The following is a 16,601-nucleotide window of genomic DNA, read 5'->3' as shown; positions in this document are numbered from 1 at the left end:
TCAATCCTGGGGCCGCGTTGCGGCCCTTTCGCGACACAAGGCCGCTCCCACAAAGGCGGCGGTTTCTGAACTGTATTAGCCCGCCACTAGCACACGAATGGCTTCCAGGCGCAGGGCGGCCTTTTCCAGCATCGCCAGGCCCTCTTCGCGCTGCCTGCGCAGCGCTTCGATCTCGCTGTCGCGCACGCTTGGGTTGACCGCTTGCAGCGCGATCAGACGTGCCAACTCTTCGTCGGCTTCCGCTGTCAGGCGGCGCTGGGCCTCGGCCACGCGCTCGACGTGGGCCGGCATGACCTTGGCCTCGCCACTGCTGATGCGCTGGGCAAGCACGTCGCGCTGGGCCTGGACGAACTTGTTGGCGCTGGCCCGCGGTACGCTTTCGAGCTGGTCGTTGAGGGTTTCGAAGGCCACGCGGGACGCCAGGTCGTTGCCGTTGGCATCGAGCAGGCAGCGCAACGCCGCCGGTGGCAGGTAACGGCCCAGTTGCAGACTACGCGGTGCCACCACCTCGCTGACGAACAGTAGTTCAAGCAGCACGGTGCCGGGTTTGAGCGCCTTGTTCTTGATCAGCGCCACGGCAGTGTTGCCCATCGAGCCGGACAGAACCAGGTCCATGCCGCCTTGCACCATCGGGTGCTCCCAGGTGAGGAACTGCATGTCCTCACGCGACAGGGCCTGGCCACGGTCGTAGGTGATGGTCACGCCTTCGTCGTCGCCCAATGGGAAGCTGGCGTCGAGCATCTTCTCGCTTGGCTTGAGGATCAGGGCGTTTTCGGAATGGTCTTCGCTGTCGATGCCGAAGGCGTCGAACAGGGTTTCCATGTAGATCGGCAGGGCGAACTGGTCGTCCTGTTCGAGAATGGCCTCGACCAACGCCTGGCCTTCGCCGGCACCACCGGAGTTGAGTTCCAGCAGGCGGTCACGGCCAGTATGCAGTTCGGCTTCCAGGCGCTCGCGCTCGCTTCGGGCATCGGCCACCAGGGTTTCCCAGGCCTTGATTTCGCCGCCTTCGAGCAGCGGCAGCAGGCGCGGGCCGAACTGGTGCTGCAGAGCGTTGCCGGTAGGGCAGGTGTTGAGGAAGGCGTTGAGGCCTTCGTGGTACCACTGGAACAGGCGCTCTTGCGGGCTGTCCTGCAGGTACGGGATATGCAGCTGGATGGTGTGCTTCTGGCCGATACGGTCCAGGCGGCCGATGCGCTGTTCGAGCAGGTCGGGGTGCGCTGGCAGGTCGAACATCACCAGATGGTGAGCAAACTGGAAGTTGCGGCCTTCGCTGCCGATCTCGGAGCAGATCAGCACCTGCGCGCCGAACTCTTCGTCGGCGAAGTAGGCAGCGGCGCGGTCGCGTTCGAGGATGCTCATGCCTTCATGGAACACCGAGGCCGGGATGCCGGAACGCACGCGCAGGGCGTCTTCCAGGTCCATCGCGGTTTCGGCATGGGCGCAGATCACCAGCACCTTGGTGCGCTTGAGCATCTTCAGGGTGTCGATCAGCCAGTCGACGCGTGGGTCGAAACGCCACCAGCGCTCGTCGTCGGCCACCTCGCCCTGGGCCTGGAAGGCGACTTCCGGGTACAGCTCGGCATGTTCACCGGCTGGCAGGTCGCGGTACTGCTCGGGCGTGGCCAGTGGGTATGGGTGCAACTGGCGCTCAGGGAAGCCCTGGATCGCCGCGCGGGTGTTACGGAACAGCACGCGGCCGGTGCCGTGGCGGTCGAGCAGCTCACGGATCAGGCGCGCACTGGCCTGGGTATCGCCGTCGCTGACCGCGGCCAGCAGGGCTTCGCCTTCGGCTCCCAGGAAGCCCTGGATGGTGGCGTGGGCCTTGGGCGACAGGCGGCCTTCGTCGAGCAGTTCCTGTACGGCTTCAGCCACCGGGCGATAGTGCTCGCTCTCGGCTCGGAAGGCGGCCAGGTCGTGGAAACGGTTGGGGTCGAGCAGGCGCAGGCGGGCGAAGTGGCTGTCCTGGCCGAGCTGCTCGGGGGTGGCCGTGAGCAGCAACACGCCCGGGATCACCTGGGCCAGCTGTTCGACCAGGCCGTATTCGGCGCTGACCTGGTCTTCGTGCCAGACCAGGTGGTGGGCTTCGTCCACCACCATCAGGTCCCAGCCGGCGGCGAACAGCGCGTCCTGGGCCTTTTCGTCTTCGACCAGCCACTCCAGGGCCACCAGCGCCAGCTGGGCATCCTCGAACGGGTTGCTGGCGTCGCTTTCGATGAAGCGCTCGGCATCGAACAGGGCCACCTGCAGATTGAAGCGGCGGCGCATTTCCACCAGCCACTGGTGCTGGAGGTTTTCCGGTACCAGGATCAGAACGCGGCTGGCGCGGCCAGACAGCAGCTGGCGGTGGATCACCAGGCCGGCCTCGATGGTTTTGCCCAGGCCCACTTCGTCGGCCAGCAAGACGCGCGGCGCGCTGCGGTCGGCGACTTCGCGGGCGATGTGCAACTGGTGGGCGATGGGTTGGGCGCGGCAGCCGCCCAGGCCCCACAGCGCCGACTGCATCTGCTTGCTGGTGTGCTGCAGTGTGTTGTAGCGCAGGCTGAACCACGACAGCGGGTCGATCTGCCCGGCGAACAGGCGGTCACTGGCCAGGCGGAACTGGATGAAGTTCGACAACTGGGTTTCCGGCAGCGTGCGCGGTTGATTCTGCCCGTCCAGGCCGTGGTAGACCATCAGCCCGTCGATGTCCTCCACCTCGCGCACGGTCAGCTTCCAGCCTTCGAAGTGGGTGATCTGGTCACCTGGCGAGAAGCGCACGCGGGTCAGCGGCGCATTGCGCAGGGAATACTGGCGGGTGTCGCCAGTGGCCGGGTAGAGCACGGTCAACAGGCGGCCATCCTGCGCCAGGATGGTACCCAGGCCGAGCTCGGCTTCGCTGTCGCTGATCCAGCGTTGCCCCGGTTGATACTGCTGCGCCATACTGCCTGAACTCCCGCGATGAAAAAGCCGATTATGTTAACGGATCGGCCGGTCAGACCAAAGTGCCGAGCGCATCGAAAGGTGCCGAAGTGCGATAGGTAGCAACAGTCTAGCCGCTTCATCGCACCCCACCGTGCTGCCGACGAGGGCCCCCGATCAACATGTCTGCCAAGCACCGCTGGATCAGCACTTCGATGGCCGTGGGCAGCCTGTTGCTACTGGCCGCCTGCGAGCAGAAAAACTTCGAGACCTTGCCCGCCATTCCGATCGAGCAGCTCGAGGTACTGGGCGTGCAGACGCCGATCAAGAGCGTGCACTTTCGTGACCGCGACGGTGAAGGCCTGCTGGTATTGAGCCGCAGCGATGGCCAGGCCAGCGACCCGGAAAGCGAGCAGGAAGTGGACAAGGTGGTACTCAAGGCCACGCTGTACGGACGCACCGCCGAAAACGACGCGTTCAAGGCGCGCTGGCAGATCGAACAGGAAACCACCTGTCCGGGGCTGGACCTGGATGTGGACTTCTATAACGACGTCAGCGATGTCGGCGACCTGAACAAGGACGGCATCGCCGAGGTGACGGTTGCCAGCCATGCCTTCTGCGGCGGTGGCATCGACCCGCACGACATCGCCATCGAGATGCGCGAAGGGCAGGCCAGCTATAGCATCACCGGCCAGTCGCTGATTACCCCGGCGGGTGAAGAGCCGATCGGCGGTGAGCGTGAGGACAGCGCTTCGCTCAAGGCCGCGCCGCAGGTGCTTCGCGAGCACATGGATGCGGTCTGGCAGCAGGTGTACAAGCGCCCTTGGAGCGAGGCCAGCCCGCCAAGCGACGGCGACCCTGACGACGAAACCGAATAAGTGTTGTGCCAGCCATCAAGGTAAACCCGCGCCTGCCGATACAGGGGGCATAGGAGAACGTCCATGCTGCCACCGATCATTCCGCTCAGTGCCGCGCCGGTGACCTCGCAACAGGACCCGGTCAAGCCGACACCCGACATCAAGCCGGTGGTGCCGACGCAACCTGCATCCGGTGAAAGTGCCATCGACCTCAAGCACCAGCGTGACCCGCAAGAGCATGCGCTGCTGCTGCGTGAGGAGCAGCGCCGCCAGCAGCAACGCCGGCAGAAGGGCGACGACGAACGCTACAGTGCTATGCCGGGTGACGAGGTCAACGCCGACAATACCGTGCCGGTGGCACCGTTGATGGGCGAGCATGTACGCCAGGGGCTGCTGGTGGACATCGAAGTCTGACATGGGGCTGGTCAGCGCCAGCGCCTGGCTTCATCATGCAAGTCTCAGTTGATCGTCGAGCCCACCCATGAGCCAAGACAACCTCATCGATTTCGATGCCGAACGCGCCAAGCGTATCCACGACCTCAAGGAAAAGCGCCTGAACGAAATGCGCAATGCGTTCGAGCAAGCCCTGCCGTTGAACACTGCCAAGAAAAAGAAGCCCAAGGGCAAGCCGAAGAAGCGCTGAAACTTGACGCAGGTCAACCCTGCACCCGCCTCGCGTGCCCGGCCCCGGGCACCATTGACACCGATCAATTTTCCCCGCCCCCACATTGGTTAACGTGCACCCATCGGACAACGGCAAACGAATGGGGAGGCCAGCATGTTCTTCGACAACGTGGTTATCGCCGGAGTGGTAACGGTCGGGTTGATGGTCGTCTTCTTTGCCGGTCTGGGCATTTTCATCTGGAAGGACTCGAACAAGCGCAAGCCGCGCTGACCTTCCGGGTACACGAGCACGCAAGGCATTTAGGGCGACTTCGGTCGCCCATTTTTTTGCCTGCAATCTTGTGTTGCCTGTCCCCTCCATAAGATGATTAGCTAGCTAATTAATCGTTTCCGCTTTATCCTTCCCACCATTGTCTATCTTTCTACAAGACCATCCCCGCAAGGTCCGTCTCGTGCCCATCACCCTCCAGGCCCTGTTCGCCCCTAGCAGCCTCGCCCTCAAGTTCGCCATCAAGACCCTGCTCGGTGGCGGGCTGGCGCTGTGGCTGGCGATGCGCTGGGGGCTGGAGCAACCGTCCTGGGCACTGATGACCGCTTTCATCGTCGCCCAGCCGTTGTCGGGCATGGTGGTGCAGAAGGGCCTGGCGCGGTTGGCCGGTACCTTGGTCGGCACGTTCGCGTCGGTGCTGTTCATCGGCCTGTTTGCCCAGACCCCATGGCTGTTCCTGCTCACCTTGGCCCTGTGGCTGGCCCTGTGCACCGCCGCCTCCACCCAACTGCGCAGCGCCTGGGCCTATGCCTTCGTGTTGGCAGGCTACACCGCAGCGATCATTGCCCTGCCGGCCATCGACCACCCGTTGCAGGTGTTCGACCAGGCCGTGGCGCGCTGCACCGAGATCTGCCTGGGTATCTTCTGTGCCACCGCCAGCAGTGCCTTGCTCTGGCCCATGCGGGTAGAGCAGCAACTGGGCGGGCAGGCCCGCCAGGCCTGGCAGAACGGCCTGCAGGCCGCCAGTGCCATGCTGGGCGGCGAAGACGAGGCGCGCAAAGGCCTGCTGGAAAGCCTGGGGCGTATCGTTGCCATCGACAGCCAACGCGAACACGCCTGGTTCGAAGGCAACCGCGGGCGCCAGCGCGCTCGTGCCATTCGCGGCCTGAGCCAGAAACTGATGGTGCTGCTGCGCATTTCCCGTTCGGTGCGCCGGCAGTGGCGGCAACTTGATGAGCGCCAGGCCGAAAGCCTGGCACCCTGGTTGGAGGAGGTGCGCGCACTGCTGGGCAAGCCCGACCAGCCGAGCCTGTTGTTGCTGCGCCAGCGCATCTGGGATGCCGCCCACGACGAACAGATCAGCCCGGCGGAGCACTTCTGCCTGGCGCGCATGGCGCTGCTGCTGGATTACGCCATGGCTGCCAGCCAGGCGCTGGAGGATGTGGAAGCGGGCAGGGCGCCCAAGGATGTGTCCCAAGGCCTGGCCGCGCACCGCGACTGGTCGCTGGCTTTGCTGTTCGGCTCACGCAGTGCGCTGGCCTTTCTGGTAATGAGCGGCTTCTGGCTGGCTACCGCCTGGCCTTCGGCACCGGGTGGGCTGGTGTTGACCTGCGTGGTCTGCAGCCTGTTCGCCAGCCGCGAGAATGGTGCGCAGATCGGCTTGAGCTTTTTGCGCGGAATCTGCCTTGCCATACCTGCGGCATTTCTGGTCGGGCAGATTCTGCTGCCGCAATGGAGCAGCTTCGCCATGCTGTGCCTGGGCATGGGCGTGCCGCTGTTTCTTGGCGCGCTGGGCATGGCTCACCCGCGGACCGGGGCCACGGCTACCTCCTATTGCCTGCACTTCATCGTGCTGGTGTCGCCGCTCAACGCCATGCAGTTCGGCGTGGCCACCATGCTCAATAGTGCCTTGGCCATGCTGGTGGGGGTGTCGGCGGCGGTGATGGCCTTTCGTTTGTTGGTGTTTCGCCACCCGGCCTGGCTGGGCCGGCGCCTGCGCGCGGCGACCCAGAACGACCTGGTGCGCCTGACCCGGCGCGACCTGCGCGGGGCCGACAGCTGGTTTGGCGGGCGCATGGCCGACCGCCTGATGCAACTTGCGCGGCATGCCAGCGAACTGCCCGAGAACGAGCGCAAGCGCTGGGACGATGGCCTGCACGGCCTGGATATCGGCGACGAACTGGTGCATCTGCGCATGTGCCTGGCGGTCGCCCAGGCTCCGTTGGGGCGCGCCGAGCGCGAATACCTGCAGCAGGTAGAGGCCGTGCTGGCCAAAGGGCCGGCGCCCGGGCGTGGGCAGCGCCTGGATGCCGCCAGCGAACAGTTCATTGGCGCCTTGCGCCGTCTACCCTCCAGCGATCCGCTGCGGTTGGCCGAAGGGGCGGTGCTGCAACTGCAGAAAAGCTGGGGCAAGTGGTGCCGCTGGCAGGAGGAAACCCATGGGGTTGCGTGAGTGGGAAGTGGGCGGCGTGCTGTTCAGTCCCTTTCTGGTTTATGTGTTGCTGGCGCTGGTACTTACCGGGTTGCTGCGACTGCTGGTGCAGGCCACGCCGTTGGGGCGCTGGATCTGGCATGAAGCGCTGTTCGACGCGGCGTTGTTCGTTTGTGTGTTGTTCCTGGTGGTGCGACTGCTGGGAGCTTTATAAAGGAGTGTTTCGATGCGTGCGGCCGTACGTACCCTGATCACCTTGTGTGTGGTAGCCCTTGCCGTGTTTGCCGGCTATCAGTTATGGCAGTACTACATGCTCACCCCCTGGACCCGCGATGCCCGTGTGCGTGCGGATGTGGTGGTGATCGCTCCTGATGTATCCGGCTGGGTGCGCGAGCTGAAAGTCCGTGACAACCAGCAGGTCAAGGCTGGCGACCTGCTGATGAGCATCGACCGCGAACGCTTCCAGGCTGCCTTCGACCAGGCCAGCGCAGTGACCGAGACACGTACCCAACAACTGCGCCTGCGCGAGCGTGAAGCAGCCCGGCGTACTGCCCTGGGGCCGGAGGCGATCAGTGCCGAATTGCGGGAAAACGCCCAGATCAATGCGGCCATCGCCCGCGGTGAGTTGCACGAGGCCGAGGCACAGTTGCAGGTTGCCAAAATCAACCTGGCGCGCAGTGAGGTGCGTGCACCGCGTAGCGGGCACATCACCAACCTGCGCCTGGCCGAGGGCAACTATGTGAACACCGGGGAGTCGGTGATGGCCCTGGTGGACGATTCAACCTTCTATATCCAGGCCTATTTCGAGGAAACCAAGCTGCCGCGCATTCGCGTGGGGGATGCGGTAAAGGTTTGGCTGATGGGCGCGGGCGAGCCGATGCAAGGGCATGTGGAGAGCATCAGCCGTGGTATCACCGACCGCAACAGCAACCCGGACAGCCAGTTGCTGCCGGAGGTTGAGCCGACCTTCAACTGGGTGCGCCTGGCGCAGCGGATACCGGTGAGGATTCGCCTGGACCAGGTGCCGGAGGGGGTGACCCTGAGTGCGGGAATGACGGCCAGTGTGCAGGTGCATGAGGAGCAGAATCGGCCGTGAGGGCCAAGGGGGCTGCTGGGCAGCCCATCGCGACACAAGGCCGCTCCTACAGGCGATCGCGTATTCCCCGTGCGATTGCGTATTCTTTTAGGAGCGGCCTTGCGTCGCGATGGGCCGCAAAGCGGCCCCGGAAAAACTGACCTCAGAGGAACATCCCGCCTGAAACCTCCAGCCGTTGCCCGTTGATCCAGCCATTGCCATCTTCCAGCAACAGCGCAATCGCTGCTCCGATATCATCCGGCAAGCCCACCCGCCCCAGCGCCGTGTTGCCGGCAATGTATTCATTCACCTGGCGGTTGTCGCGCACCACGCCACCGCCAAAATCAGTCTCGATCGCGCCCGGCGCCAGAATGTTCACGCGGATGCCACGCGCCCCCAGTTCCTTGGCCTGGTAGCGGGTCAGCACCTCCATCGCTCCCTTCATCGAGGCATAGGCGGCGTACCCCGGCAGCGCAAAGCGCGCCAGGCCGGTGGAAATGTTGACGATGCGGCCATTGTCGACCAGCAGCGGCAGCAGGCGCTGTGTGAGGAAGAACGGCCCTTTCAGCTGGATATTCAGCAACTGGTCGAACTGCGCCTCGCTGGTTTCGGTGTATGGCACGTTCAAGCCGATCCCGGCATTGTTCACCAGAAAGTCGAAACGCTCGCGACCGAAGTGTTGCTGCAATGTTGCTCCAAGGCGTTCGGCGAAGGCGGCAAAGCTGGCGCTGTCGCTGACGTCCAGTTGCAGCATGGCGGCCTTGACCCCGGCCTGCTCCAGCCGCGCGGCCACGGCCTGGGCTTCCTCGGCCTTGCTGTGGTAGGTGCCGATGACATCGATACCGCGTGCGGCCAGGTGTTCGGCAGTGTTGCGGCCCAGGCCGCGGCTGGCGCCAGTGATCAGGGCAATCTTGCGAGTCATGGTGAAAACCTCATGGTGGGCTGATGAGTACAGGCTATTGGTCGTGGTTGTGCTGTTAAATCCAGCAAATATGGAAATACTGTTCGGTAAAACCGGATAGACGAGGTTCAAGTGAACAAGCTGGAGTTGTTGCGCACCTTTGTGCGGGTCAGTGAGGTCAGCAGTTTCACCTTGGCTGCCGAGAGCCTGGGGCTGCCCCGTTCGACCGTGTCGGAGCAGGTCAGGGCGCTGGAGCGTTTGCTGGGTACGCAGTTGTTCAACCGCACCACCCGCCGGGTGCAGGCAACCCAGGATGGCGCCTTGCTTTACGAGCGCAGCAAGAACCTGCTGTCGGGGATGGATGAGATCGAGAGCCTGTTTTGCGCCGACGATGCCGAGCTTGCCGGGCGCCTGCGGGTCGACCTGCCGACCATGATGGCCCGCCGGGTCATCATCCCGGCGCTGCCGCAGTTTCTACAGCGTTTCCCGCGTCTGGAGGTGGAGCTCAGTTGCACCGATCGCCAGGTCGACCTGCTGCGTGAAGGCTTCGATTGTGTGATGCGCATTGGTGCCCTGCATGACCTGGACGTGGTGGCGCGCCCGGTCGGGCAACTGAGCATGCGCAACTGTGCCAGCCCAGCCTACCTTGCCCGCCATGGCGTGCCGCGCACCCTGCAGGACCTGGCCGAGCACTATCTGGTGCATTACGTGTGTACCCCGGGGGGGCGCAGTACCGGTTTCGAATACCTGCAGGACGGTGAACTGCACTTGCAGGCCATGGCCGGTGTGGTCACGGTCAACAATGCCGAGGCTTACTCGGCGGCCTGCCTGGCAGGGCTGGGGCTGATCCAGGTGCCAGCTGTGGGCGTGGCCGAGCACCTGCAGCGCGGTGAGCTGGTTTCGGTACTGGAAGGCTGGCAGGCCCCGGCCATGCCCGTGTCACTGCTGTATGCCCGGCAACGACACGTGCCACGTAGGGTGCAGGCGTTCATGCAGTGGTTGGGCGAGGTGCTGCATTCGCAGGTTGACGGTGGCCGCTGATCGATGAAAAGCGTGGCGCCTGTGCCACGGCTTGCGTTAGGCTGCCGGTCACGAGTTGCCCGGCAGAGGCAACCTCTCCCCGCCTGGCGTGCGTATCTTCCGATTGAATTGCGAGGTTACGTCATGGCCATCACTTCCCAGGACATCTGCAACGCAGCCGACCAGCTCAAGGGCTTTGTCGGTTTTCATGGCAAGCGCGGTGCGCATATTGTGCGTTTTTCCGAAGATTCGTTCGGCATGGATGTGGCCGATGCCAGCATCACGCCCTGCTGCGAGTTTGTCTGGCGGCCCGAGCAAGGGCAGCGCATGGCCCTGTGCCGCGAACGGCTGGCGCTGTTGCTGGAGCAGCATGTGGATGACCGTTTGAACATCGGTGAACCGCTGCGCACCTACCTGCGCCGGCGCGACCTGCCGGAAATCGTGGCAGAGCGCAGTTTGCAGCGGAAGTCCGCTCTGTAATAGCGGAGTAACTGCCTCGCTCGAATACCGAAAACCTGGACGATCACTGTGGGAGGGGGATCACCCGCGAACACCGGCGAAGCCGGTGCCATATACCGCGTCGCATTCTTCGCGGGTGAACCCGCTCCCACAGGGGGGGTGCAAGTATCAAACCTGGACAAGACGGTTACCTCCACGCGCTACAGGGAGGGTGTCGAACGCTGAGATGCCTGCTGCAGCAACGCCTCGAGCGCCGCACTGTCCAGCGGCCTGCTCAGGTAATAGCCCTGCACTTCATGACAACGGTCCTTCTGCAGTGCCCTGAGCTGCTGCTCGCTTTCCACCCCTTCGGCCGTCACCGTCAGCCCCATCGCTTCGCCCAGGTTGATGATGGCCTGGACCACGGCGCGGTCGCTGCCGGCGGTGTTGTTCAGCCCGCCGATGAAGCGTTTGTCGATCTTTATGCTGTCGAACGGGTAGGTGCGCAGGTAGCCCAGCGACGAGTAGCCGGTGCCGAAGTCGTCCATGTTAAGGCGTACGCCCAGCTCCTTGAGCGACAGCATGGTGCCCAGCGCGCCTTCGATGTCGTTGAGCATCACGTTCTCGGTAATTTCCAGCTCCAGGCGCTGAGCAGGGAAGGCGGTTTCCAGCAGGATCTCGCGTACATCGGCCACCACATCGCTACGCAGGAACTGCGCCGGTGACAGGTTCACGGAAATCAGTACATCGGCAGGCCAGTCATGGGCAGTGCGGCAGGCTTCGCGCAGCACCCAGCGGCCCAGCGCAACAATGATGTCACTCTGTTCGGCCAACGGAATGAAGGTGTCCGGCCCCAGCAACCCCTCCTGCGGATGCTGCCAGCGCAGCAAAGCCTCGACCGCGACGATGCGCAGGTCGCTGAGGCGGTAGCGCGGCTGGTAGTGCAGCTCGAACTCCTGGTTGCGCAGGGCCCGCCGCATGTCGTTCTCCAGTTGGCGGCGGTACTGGATCTGCTGGTTCATTTCGGCAGCGAAATAACGCCAGGTGTTCTTGCCATCGGCCTTGGCCTGGTACAGGGCGATATCGGCGCAGCGGATCAGCTCACCGGCATCGAAGCCCTGGGTACGGGTCTGGGCGACACCGATGCTGGCGCCGACGTGCAGCGGCTGGTTGTCGAAGATGATCGGTTGCTGCAGCAGGGCGATCAGGCGGGCACAGAAACGGTCGATCTCACTGCGGTTGTCCATGCCGCCGAGCACCAGGAGGAATTCGTCGCCGCCCAGGCGCGCGACCAGGTCGCCATCGCGGGTGCTGTCGCGCAGGCGGGTCGCTACTTCCTGCAGCACGGCGTCGCCGGCGGTATGGCCAAGGGAGTCGTTGATAGGCTTGAAATTGTCCAGGTCCAGCAGCAGCAAGGTCAGTGGCGGTGAATCACTGCCGCGCAACAGGGCTTGCTCGAGGTGCCGGGCGAGCTTGTTGCGGTTGGCCAGCCCGGTCAGCGGGTCGTGCAGCGAAAGGTGCTGGATGCGCGCATGAGCGTCGACTTCATCGGTGATGTCGCTGGCGGTGCCGCGAAATCCCACAGGCTTGCCGTCGTAACAGATGGCACGGGCCGAAATCCGGCAGTAGCGGCTCTGGCCATTCTGGTCGCGGTAGGTGCAGCGCAAGTTGGCCAGTTGTTGCGGATCGGCCACGGCCAAGGCATCCAGCCACGGCGAGAGCGGCGTGGTATCGCAGGCCAGCAACTGATTGAGCGGGTGGCCGAGCCAGTCGTCCACCGAGTAGCCAGTGACGTTGACAAAGCGTTGCGAAAGGTAGGTCAGGCGTTGTTGTCGATCGGTTTCCCAGATCCAGTCGGAGGCCGACTCGGCCACCGCGCGAAAACGTTGTTCACTGGCCTCCAGGGCCTGGTTGCTCTGCTGCAGATCGGCGAGCGTGAGGTCTATCGCCCGCGAACTGCGCAAGGCATGGCGGAACAGGTACAGCATGACCAGGCCGAGTATCAGCAAGGCACCCGCCAGCGGCGGCAACACTGCCCGCAGCAGCTGATGCCCCGGCAGCGGGCTGCTCCAGGACAAGTGGTAGCCGGTATCGCCGAGGTCGATGCGCAGGTGGCCGTGCTCCCCCGCATCATCGTTTTCCACATGCATGCCGGTCAGGCCGGCATTGCTGCTCAACAGCGCCAGTTTTTCCTCGGTGAGCTGGTCGACGAACAGCATCACCGGTGCCTGGCGCACCTCGCTATCGGTCACATCCCGGTCCGGGCGTACCGCCGCGGCACTGAGCACTGCCGGCCAGCCGTTGAACAGGACGAATTGGGTGATCTGTTCACGGGTGATGGCCGCCGCCCGGGCCTGGTCGATGATTGGCTGCAGCGCTGCATCAATATAAGTACCGGCCGCCGCCTGGGTAGGCTTGCCTTTGAACAAGCCGTAGGTGGTACGTGCGTCCTCCACCACGAACACGCCTTCATAGCCGCTGGCGCTGTACAGCGACTCGCCCACGTTCTTTTCTTCATAGGCCCATTTCCAGTCGGCCTGGCCCGCCAGGTGTTCGAAGGCGGCATCCCACACGGCGTAGCTGGACAGGAACTGGCGCGAGGCTAGCAGCCGTTGCTCCAGCGCCTTGTTTGCCTGAGAGGCACTGCGCTGGCGCTCCTGATGGTCAAGAGTACCTGCGATATTGAACAGGGCGCCGAGGATGACCAGGCAGGCCAGGCCGAAAATTGCGCTGAAACCGGCGATCAGTCGACGCACCTGGAAGCGCGGTGCAGGGCTGGCGGGTGGGAGGTTGGCGGTCCTGGCCATGCGCGAGCGGCTCCTTCAGGCAGCCTCCCGCCAGTCAGTCAGGAAGGAGGTTCAATCAGGATAGGCCAGCCTGAGCGCCGCAGCGTCGCTGCGGGCAAAATTGACCTGGTCGCGCCCCGCATGCTTGGCAGTGTAAAGCGCCTTGTCCGCCTGTTCGAGCCAGTGCTCGGGTGACTCCAGGTCGGCCTCGAATGCCGAAAGGCCGATACTCAGGCTGATGCGCAGGTGCGGCAATTGCGGGTTGCGGTAGTTGGCGACCCGCTCGCGCAGGCGCTCCATGGCCTGGCAGGCCTGGGCTTCGCTGGTATCTGGCAGGATCACGCAGAATTCGTCACCGCCGTAGCGACCGGCCTGGTCGCCTTCGCGCAGATTGTGCCGCACCTCGGCGCCGAGCTGGCGCAGCACACAATCGCCGACCACGTGGCCGAAGGTGTCGTTGATGGTCTTGAAGTGGTCGATGTCGATCAGGGCAATCACCGCGTGCTCGTGTTGCTGCTGGCAAGCCTGGAACTTCAGCAGCAGCAGGTCCTTCCAGGCGCCGTGGTTGAGCAGGCCGGTCAGGCTGTCGGTGAGGCTCAGGGCGCTCAGCCGGCGCTTGTGGTCGGCCAGCTTGATCGCCAACTTGTAGCAGACCCAGCCCAGCGCCAGCGGGTATAGGGTCAGCATCGGCAGGCAGGCATAGACCTGCAGTGGCGTCGCGTTCAGTTGCAGCCCGGGGCCCAGCAGCAGGATGGCGACGAGCATGCCCGCCAGCTGGGCCAGCACCCCGCGAACGACCATGCGTTTGCCGCCGGCGGCGACGTTGTTCATGGTCATCATCGACAGCACTGTCACGCTGGGCAATGGATTGAAATGCATGGCGGCGGTCCAGAACCCACCCATCAGGGAGTCCAGTACCAAGTTGCGCTGTTCTGCCTGATAGGGCCCGGCCGAACGGGTGGCCCACAAGTAGGCCACATGCGGCCACAACAAGCCGTTGAACAGTAGCAGCAGCCATGCCCATGTGGGCGGTGACAGCGGCGCAATGGCGGCCATGACGCTGAACAGGCCGATCCCCAGGCCGATGGCACGCGGCAGGTAGATGCGTTTGGCGAATGAAAGTCCTTTGCCGCTGCGTTTATCCATATTGGTCATCGTTCTTCTGCTGAAGCACCGTTTATCGCATAACTCGCATGAATATTGTTGAACAGTGTTTCATCAACGAAAAATGACCTTACAAGCCAATTCACGGTTGATCCGATCACTGTGAGGTAGCATGAACGCTTTCCTGTTGCTAGGAGTGTTGCTGATGGTCCCTTTGGCCAACTCTGCCGGCGAGCCGGCGCCCCAGCGGGAAGGGCGTTTTCACAATCAGGCGTCATTGCCACCGGATGGCGTATTGAAGAAGCTGCGCATCGGGCTCAAGTACCTGTTCCTGCGCAAGCCGCCGGAGACCCGGCCGACCACACCGGTCAGCCTCCAGCCCATGACCCGCCAGCAGGTGCTCGACGCACCTGACCGCAGCCTTTGGCGCCTTGGCCATTCCACGGTATTGCTCAAGCTGCGCGGGCGCTTCTTTGTTACCGACCCGGTGTTCGCCGAGCGTGCCTCGCCGGTGCAATGGGCCGGCCCACTGCGCTTCCATGCGCCGCCCCTGGCGCTGGACCAGTTGCCGCCGTTGGCTGCGGTGGTACTGTCCCATGATCACTTCGATCATCTGGACGAACAGGCGATTCGCCAACTGTCACCGCGCACGAGTGTGTTCCTGGCCCCGCTGGGCGTAGGCAACCTGCTGATGAGCTGGGGCGTGGCTCCGGCAAAGGTGCGGCAGCTGGATTGGTGGCAGGAAAGCGAGGTCGAGGGCGTGCGCTTTGTCGCCACCCCCGCCCAGCACTTTTCCGGGCGTGGGCTGCTGGACAGCAACCGGACCTTGTGGGCGTCTTGGGTGATCGTCGACGAGGATGTGCGGGTATTCTTCAGTGGTGATACCGGCTACTTCGATGGGTTCAAGCAGATTGGCGAGCGATTCGGGCCGTTCGACCTGACCCTGATCGAGACCGGGGCCTACAATGTCGCCTGGCCCGATGTGCACATGCAGCCGGAGCAGAGCCTGCAGGCTCATCTGGATCTACGCGGGCGCTGGCTGTTGCCGATTCACAATGGCACCTTCGACCTGTCCATCCACGGCTGGCAGGAGCCCTTCGAGCGCATCCTGGCGCTGGCCAACCAGGCACAGGTGCGCCTGAGCACACCGCAGATGGGAGAGCGCGTCAGTCTTGATTCTCCGCACGCCGGGCAGAACTGGTGGCAGCCGCGGCCTGTGCGTCCGCGCGGCCAGGCGAACGAGCGCGTGGTAGCGGCACGCTGAAGTTCATTTGTTGCCGTTGTTGCGGCGCGGGGAGGGTGGCTGGTCCTCTTTCAGTAGCCGTGAGGGCGGTTTGCCGCTGTCGCTGCGCACCTGTGCATGGCTGATCAAGCCGAAGATGAAGCTGCCGCCGATGATGTTGCCCGCCAGTGTCGGCAGGGCGAACTCAAGCCAGAAGCTGCTCCAGGTTTCATCGCCGGCCCAGACCAGATAGGACACCTCGACCGAGCCGACCACGATATGGGTGAAGTCTCCCAGGGCCATCAGGTAGGTGATCATCAGGATGATCCAGATCTTGGCGTGTTCCATCGACGGGATCATCCAGACCATGGTGGCGATCATCCACCCCGATACGATGCCTTTGGCGAACATCTGGCTGATATCGTTCTTCATGACCTTGCGGCCTACCTCCAGGAAGGCCACGTCGGTCTTGCTGTCGAAGATCGGCAGTTCCAGCATTACCCAGGCCACCAGCAAGGTGCCGGCGAGGTTGCCAAGCAGTACAACGCTCCAAAGGCGAAGCAGGCGCCCGAAGTTGGCCAGGGTAGGGGCAGTCATTACCGGCAACACGGCGGTCAGGGTGTTTTCGGTGAACAGCTGCTGACGCGCCAGTATCACTGCAAGGAAGCCTGCGCTATAGCCGATGCTGGCGACCACCTGAGCGCTGTCCCCCTCCGGCAGGCGGGCGTAGAACAGGCCCATGGCCATGAGCGACAGCCCCATGGACAAGCCCGCGGCGAGTGCCGACCACCATAGTGCGGCGAGTGTACGTTCCAGCTCCTGATCGCCTTGGTAACGAATGATCTCGTGCAGTACTGCCGCTCGGGGCGGCTGACTGAGGCTGACTTCCTGCTCCTCGTCCGCCGACAGGCCCGGCGTTTTCTCGCTTTGCGCATCGCTCATGGCCGCTACGCTCCATTGGGTGGGGTTTCTCTACAGATTCGCGGCGCTTTCATTAGTTGCCGACGGAAGTAAAACGTCGGCAGAAAGTTTTTTCAGATCAAGGTGTTGACTCTGATCTCAAAGCGCGTATTATTCGCCTCCTCGCAGCGTTGAACGCTTCGAGGCAAGCGGTAAGTTGTTGAGGTTTAAGGGTTTCGAAAGAAACCGGTTGTAAAAAACTTCAAAACAAACGCTTGACAGCAAGTGAGGAAAGCGTAGAATGCGCGCCTCGGTTGAGACGAAACGCTCTTAACCAAACGCTCTTTAACAAA

General features: G+C 63.5%; 15 protein-coding genes. 10 read left to right on the top strand and 5 right to left on the bottom strand.

The genetic code is table 11. The features are described 5' to 3' along the window. Window positions 1–75: 75 nt before the first annotated feature. Window positions 76–2,922, bottom strand: a complete 2,847-nt coding sequence (gene rapA / locus ACK1U9_RS19810) for an RNA polymerase-associated protein RapA (protein ID WP_108481882.1) — start codon at window positions 2,920–2,922, stop codon at window positions 76–78. Window positions 2,923–3,083: 161 nt separating this feature from the next. Between rapA and ACK1U9_RS19805 the strand changes: the two genes are divergently transcribed. From ACK1U9_RS19805 to ACK1U9_RS19775, 7 genes are all read left to right on the top strand, one after another. Further along, window positions 3,084–3,779 carry a M949_RS01915 family surface polysaccharide biosynthesis protein gene (locus ACK1U9_RS19805; RefSeq protein ID WP_085601532.1) on the top strand — a complete coding sequence of 232 codons (696 nt, stop codon included), beginning with the start codon at window positions 3,084–3,086 and terminating at the stop codon, window positions 3,777–3,779. Between the two features lie 63 nt (window positions 3,780–3,842). Next, window positions 3,843–4,172, top strand: a complete 330-nt coding sequence (locus ACK1U9_RS19800; protein ID WP_085601531.1) for an aspartate-semialdehyde dehydrogenase — start codon at window positions 3,843–3,845, stop codon at window positions 4,170–4,172. A 67-nt stretch (window positions 4,173–4,239) separates the two neighbouring features. Next, window positions 4,240–4,401 (top strand): hypothetical protein, encoded by a 162-nt coding sequence (locus tag ACK1U9_RS19795; protein ID WP_178081805.1) that lies wholly within the window; start codon window positions 4,240–4,242, stop codon window positions 4,399–4,401. A 135-nt stretch (window positions 4,402–4,536) separates the two neighbouring features. Next, window positions 4,537–4,653, top strand: a complete 117-nt coding sequence (ccoM, locus tag ACK1U9_RS19790) for a cytochrome c oxidase subunit CcoM (protein WP_025340347.1) — start codon at window positions 4,537–4,539, stop codon at window positions 4,651–4,653. A 181-nt stretch (window positions 4,654–4,834) separates the two neighbouring features. Further along, window positions 4,835–6,823, top strand: coding sequence for an FUSC family protein (locus tag ACK1U9_RS19785; RefSeq protein ID WP_046614713.1), 1,989 nt, complete (start codon window positions 4,835–4,837; stop codon window positions 6,821–6,823). Then, a complete protein-coding gene (locus ACK1U9_RS19780; protein ID WP_046614712.1) occupies window positions 6,810–7,016 on the top strand; it encodes a DUF1656 domain-containing protein in 207 nt (68 codons plus the stop codon). Before ACK1U9_RS19785 ends, ACK1U9_RS19780 begins: the two co-directional genes overlap by 14 nt. 12 nt (window positions 7,017–7,028) lie before the next feature. After that, the gene (locus tag ACK1U9_RS19775; protein WP_085601530.1) at window positions 7,029–7,898 is read left to right on the top strand and encodes an efflux RND transporter periplasmic adaptor subunit; all 870 of its coding nucleotides are present in this window, start codon (window positions 7,029–7,031) and stop codon (window positions 7,896–7,898) included. A gap of 142 nt (window positions 7,899–8,040) precedes the next feature. Here ACK1U9_RS19775 and ACK1U9_RS19770 read toward each other — a convergent pair whose 3' ends face one another. Next, window positions 8,041–8,799, bottom strand: coding sequence for an SDR family NAD(P)-dependent oxidoreductase (locus ACK1U9_RS19770; RefSeq protein WP_046614710.1), 759 nt, complete (start codon window positions 8,797–8,799; stop codon window positions 8,041–8,043). Window positions 8,800–8,910: 111 nt separating this feature from the next. Between ACK1U9_RS19770 and ACK1U9_RS19765 the strand changes: the two genes are divergently transcribed. Next, window positions 8,911–9,819 carry a LysR family transcriptional regulator gene (locus ACK1U9_RS19765; protein ID WP_449110126.1) on the top strand — a complete coding sequence of 303 codons (909 nt, stop codon included), beginning with the start codon at window positions 8,911–8,913 and terminating at the stop codon, window positions 9,817–9,819. Between the two features lie 123 nt (window positions 9,820–9,942). Next, window positions 9,943–10,278 carry a DUF2025 family protein gene (locus ACK1U9_RS19760; protein ID WP_085601528.1) on the top strand — a complete coding sequence of 112 codons (336 nt, stop codon included), beginning with the start codon at window positions 9,943–9,945 and terminating at the stop codon, window positions 10,276–10,278. A 179-nt stretch (window positions 10,279–10,457) separates the two neighbouring features. On the opposite strand, the gene ACK1U9_RS19755 is transcribed toward ACK1U9_RS19760, so the two are convergent. Beyond that, window positions 10,458–13,043, bottom strand: coding sequence for a bifunctional diguanylate cyclase/phosphodiesterase (locus ACK1U9_RS19755; RefSeq protein ID WP_322492478.1), 2,586 nt, complete (start codon window positions 13,041–13,043; stop codon window positions 10,458–10,460). Between the two features lie 51 nt (window positions 13,044–13,094). Continuing rightward, window positions 13,095–14,168: a diguanylate cyclase gene (locus tag ACK1U9_RS19750; RefSeq protein ID WP_046614838.1), complete on the bottom strand. Its 1,074-nt coding sequence runs from the start codon at window positions 14,166–14,168 to the stop codon at window positions 13,095–13,097. Window positions 14,169–14,298: 130 nt separating this feature from the next. Between ACK1U9_RS19750 and ACK1U9_RS19745 the strand changes: the two genes are divergently transcribed. Beyond that, a complete protein-coding gene (locus ACK1U9_RS19745) occupies window positions 14,299–15,390 on the top strand; it encodes an MBL fold metallo-hydrolase (protein ID WP_449110125.1) in 1,092 nt (363 codons plus the stop codon). Between the two features lie 3 nt (window positions 15,391–15,393). Here the strand turns inward: ACK1U9_RS19745 and ACK1U9_RS19740 are convergent, their stop codons facing one another. Further along, a complete protein-coding gene (locus ACK1U9_RS19740) occupies window positions 15,394–16,290 on the bottom strand; it encodes a formate/nitrite transporter family protein (RefSeq protein WP_046614705.1) in 897 nt (298 codons plus the stop codon). Window positions 16,291–16,601 lie beyond the last annotated feature (311 nt).

Source organism: Pseudomonas sp. XP1 (assembly GCF_053557675.1).
Note: the sequence above shows the minus strand (reverse complement) of the source record. Positions and strands in the feature narration are given on the sequence as shown.

Bases quoted from the DNA above. Each gene is read 5' to 3' on its own strand.
- rapA (WP_108481882.1), bottom strand. From the start codon at position 2,922: ATGGCGCAGCAGTATCAACCGGGGCAACGCTGGATCAGCGACAGCGAA.
- ACK1U9_RS19805 (WP_085601532.1), top strand. From the start codon at position 3,084: ATGTCTGCCAAGCACCGCTGGATCAGCACTTCGATGGCCGTGGGCAGC.
- ACK1U9_RS19800 (WP_085601531.1), top strand. From the start codon at position 3,843: ATGCTGCCACCGATCATTCCGCTCAGTGCCGCGCCGGTGACCTCGCAA.
- ACK1U9_RS19795 (WP_178081805.1), top strand. From the start codon at position 4,240: ATGAGCCAAGACAACCTCATCGATTTCGATGCCGAACGCGCCAAGCGT.
- ccoM (WP_025340347.1), top strand. From the start codon at position 4,537: ATGTTCTTCGACAACGTGGTTATCGCCGGAGTGGTAACGGTCGGGTTG.
- ACK1U9_RS19780 (WP_046614712.1), top strand. From the start codon at position 6,810: ATGGGGTTGCGTGAGTGGGAAGTGGGCGGCGTGCTGTTCAGTCCCTTT.
- ACK1U9_RS19775 (WP_085601530.1), top strand. From the start codon at position 7,029: ATGCGTGCGGCCGTACGTACCCTGATCACCTTGTGTGTGGTAGCCCTT.
- ACK1U9_RS19770 (WP_046614710.1), bottom strand. From the start codon at position 8,799: ATGACTCGCAAGATTGCCCTGATCACTGGCGCCAGCCGCGGCCTGGGC.
- ACK1U9_RS19760 (WP_085601528.1), top strand. From the start codon at position 9,943: ATGGCCATCACTTCCCAGGACATCTGCAACGCAGCCGACCAGCTCAAG.
- ACK1U9_RS19755 (WP_322492478.1), bottom strand. From the start codon at position 13,043: ATGGCCAGGACCGCCAACCTCCCACCCGCCAGCCCTGCACCGCGCTTC.
- ACK1U9_RS19750 (WP_046614838.1), bottom strand. From the start codon at position 14,168: ATGGATAAACGCAGCGGCAAAGGACTTTCATTCGCCAAACGCATCTAC.
- ACK1U9_RS19745 (WP_449110125.1), top strand. From the start codon at position 14,299: ATGAACGCTTTCCTGTTGCTAGGAGTGTTGCTGATGGTCCCTTTGGCC.
- ACK1U9_RS19740 (WP_046614705.1), bottom strand. From the start codon at position 16,290: ATGAGCGATGCGCAAAGCGAGAAAACGCCGGGCCTGTCGGCGGACGAG.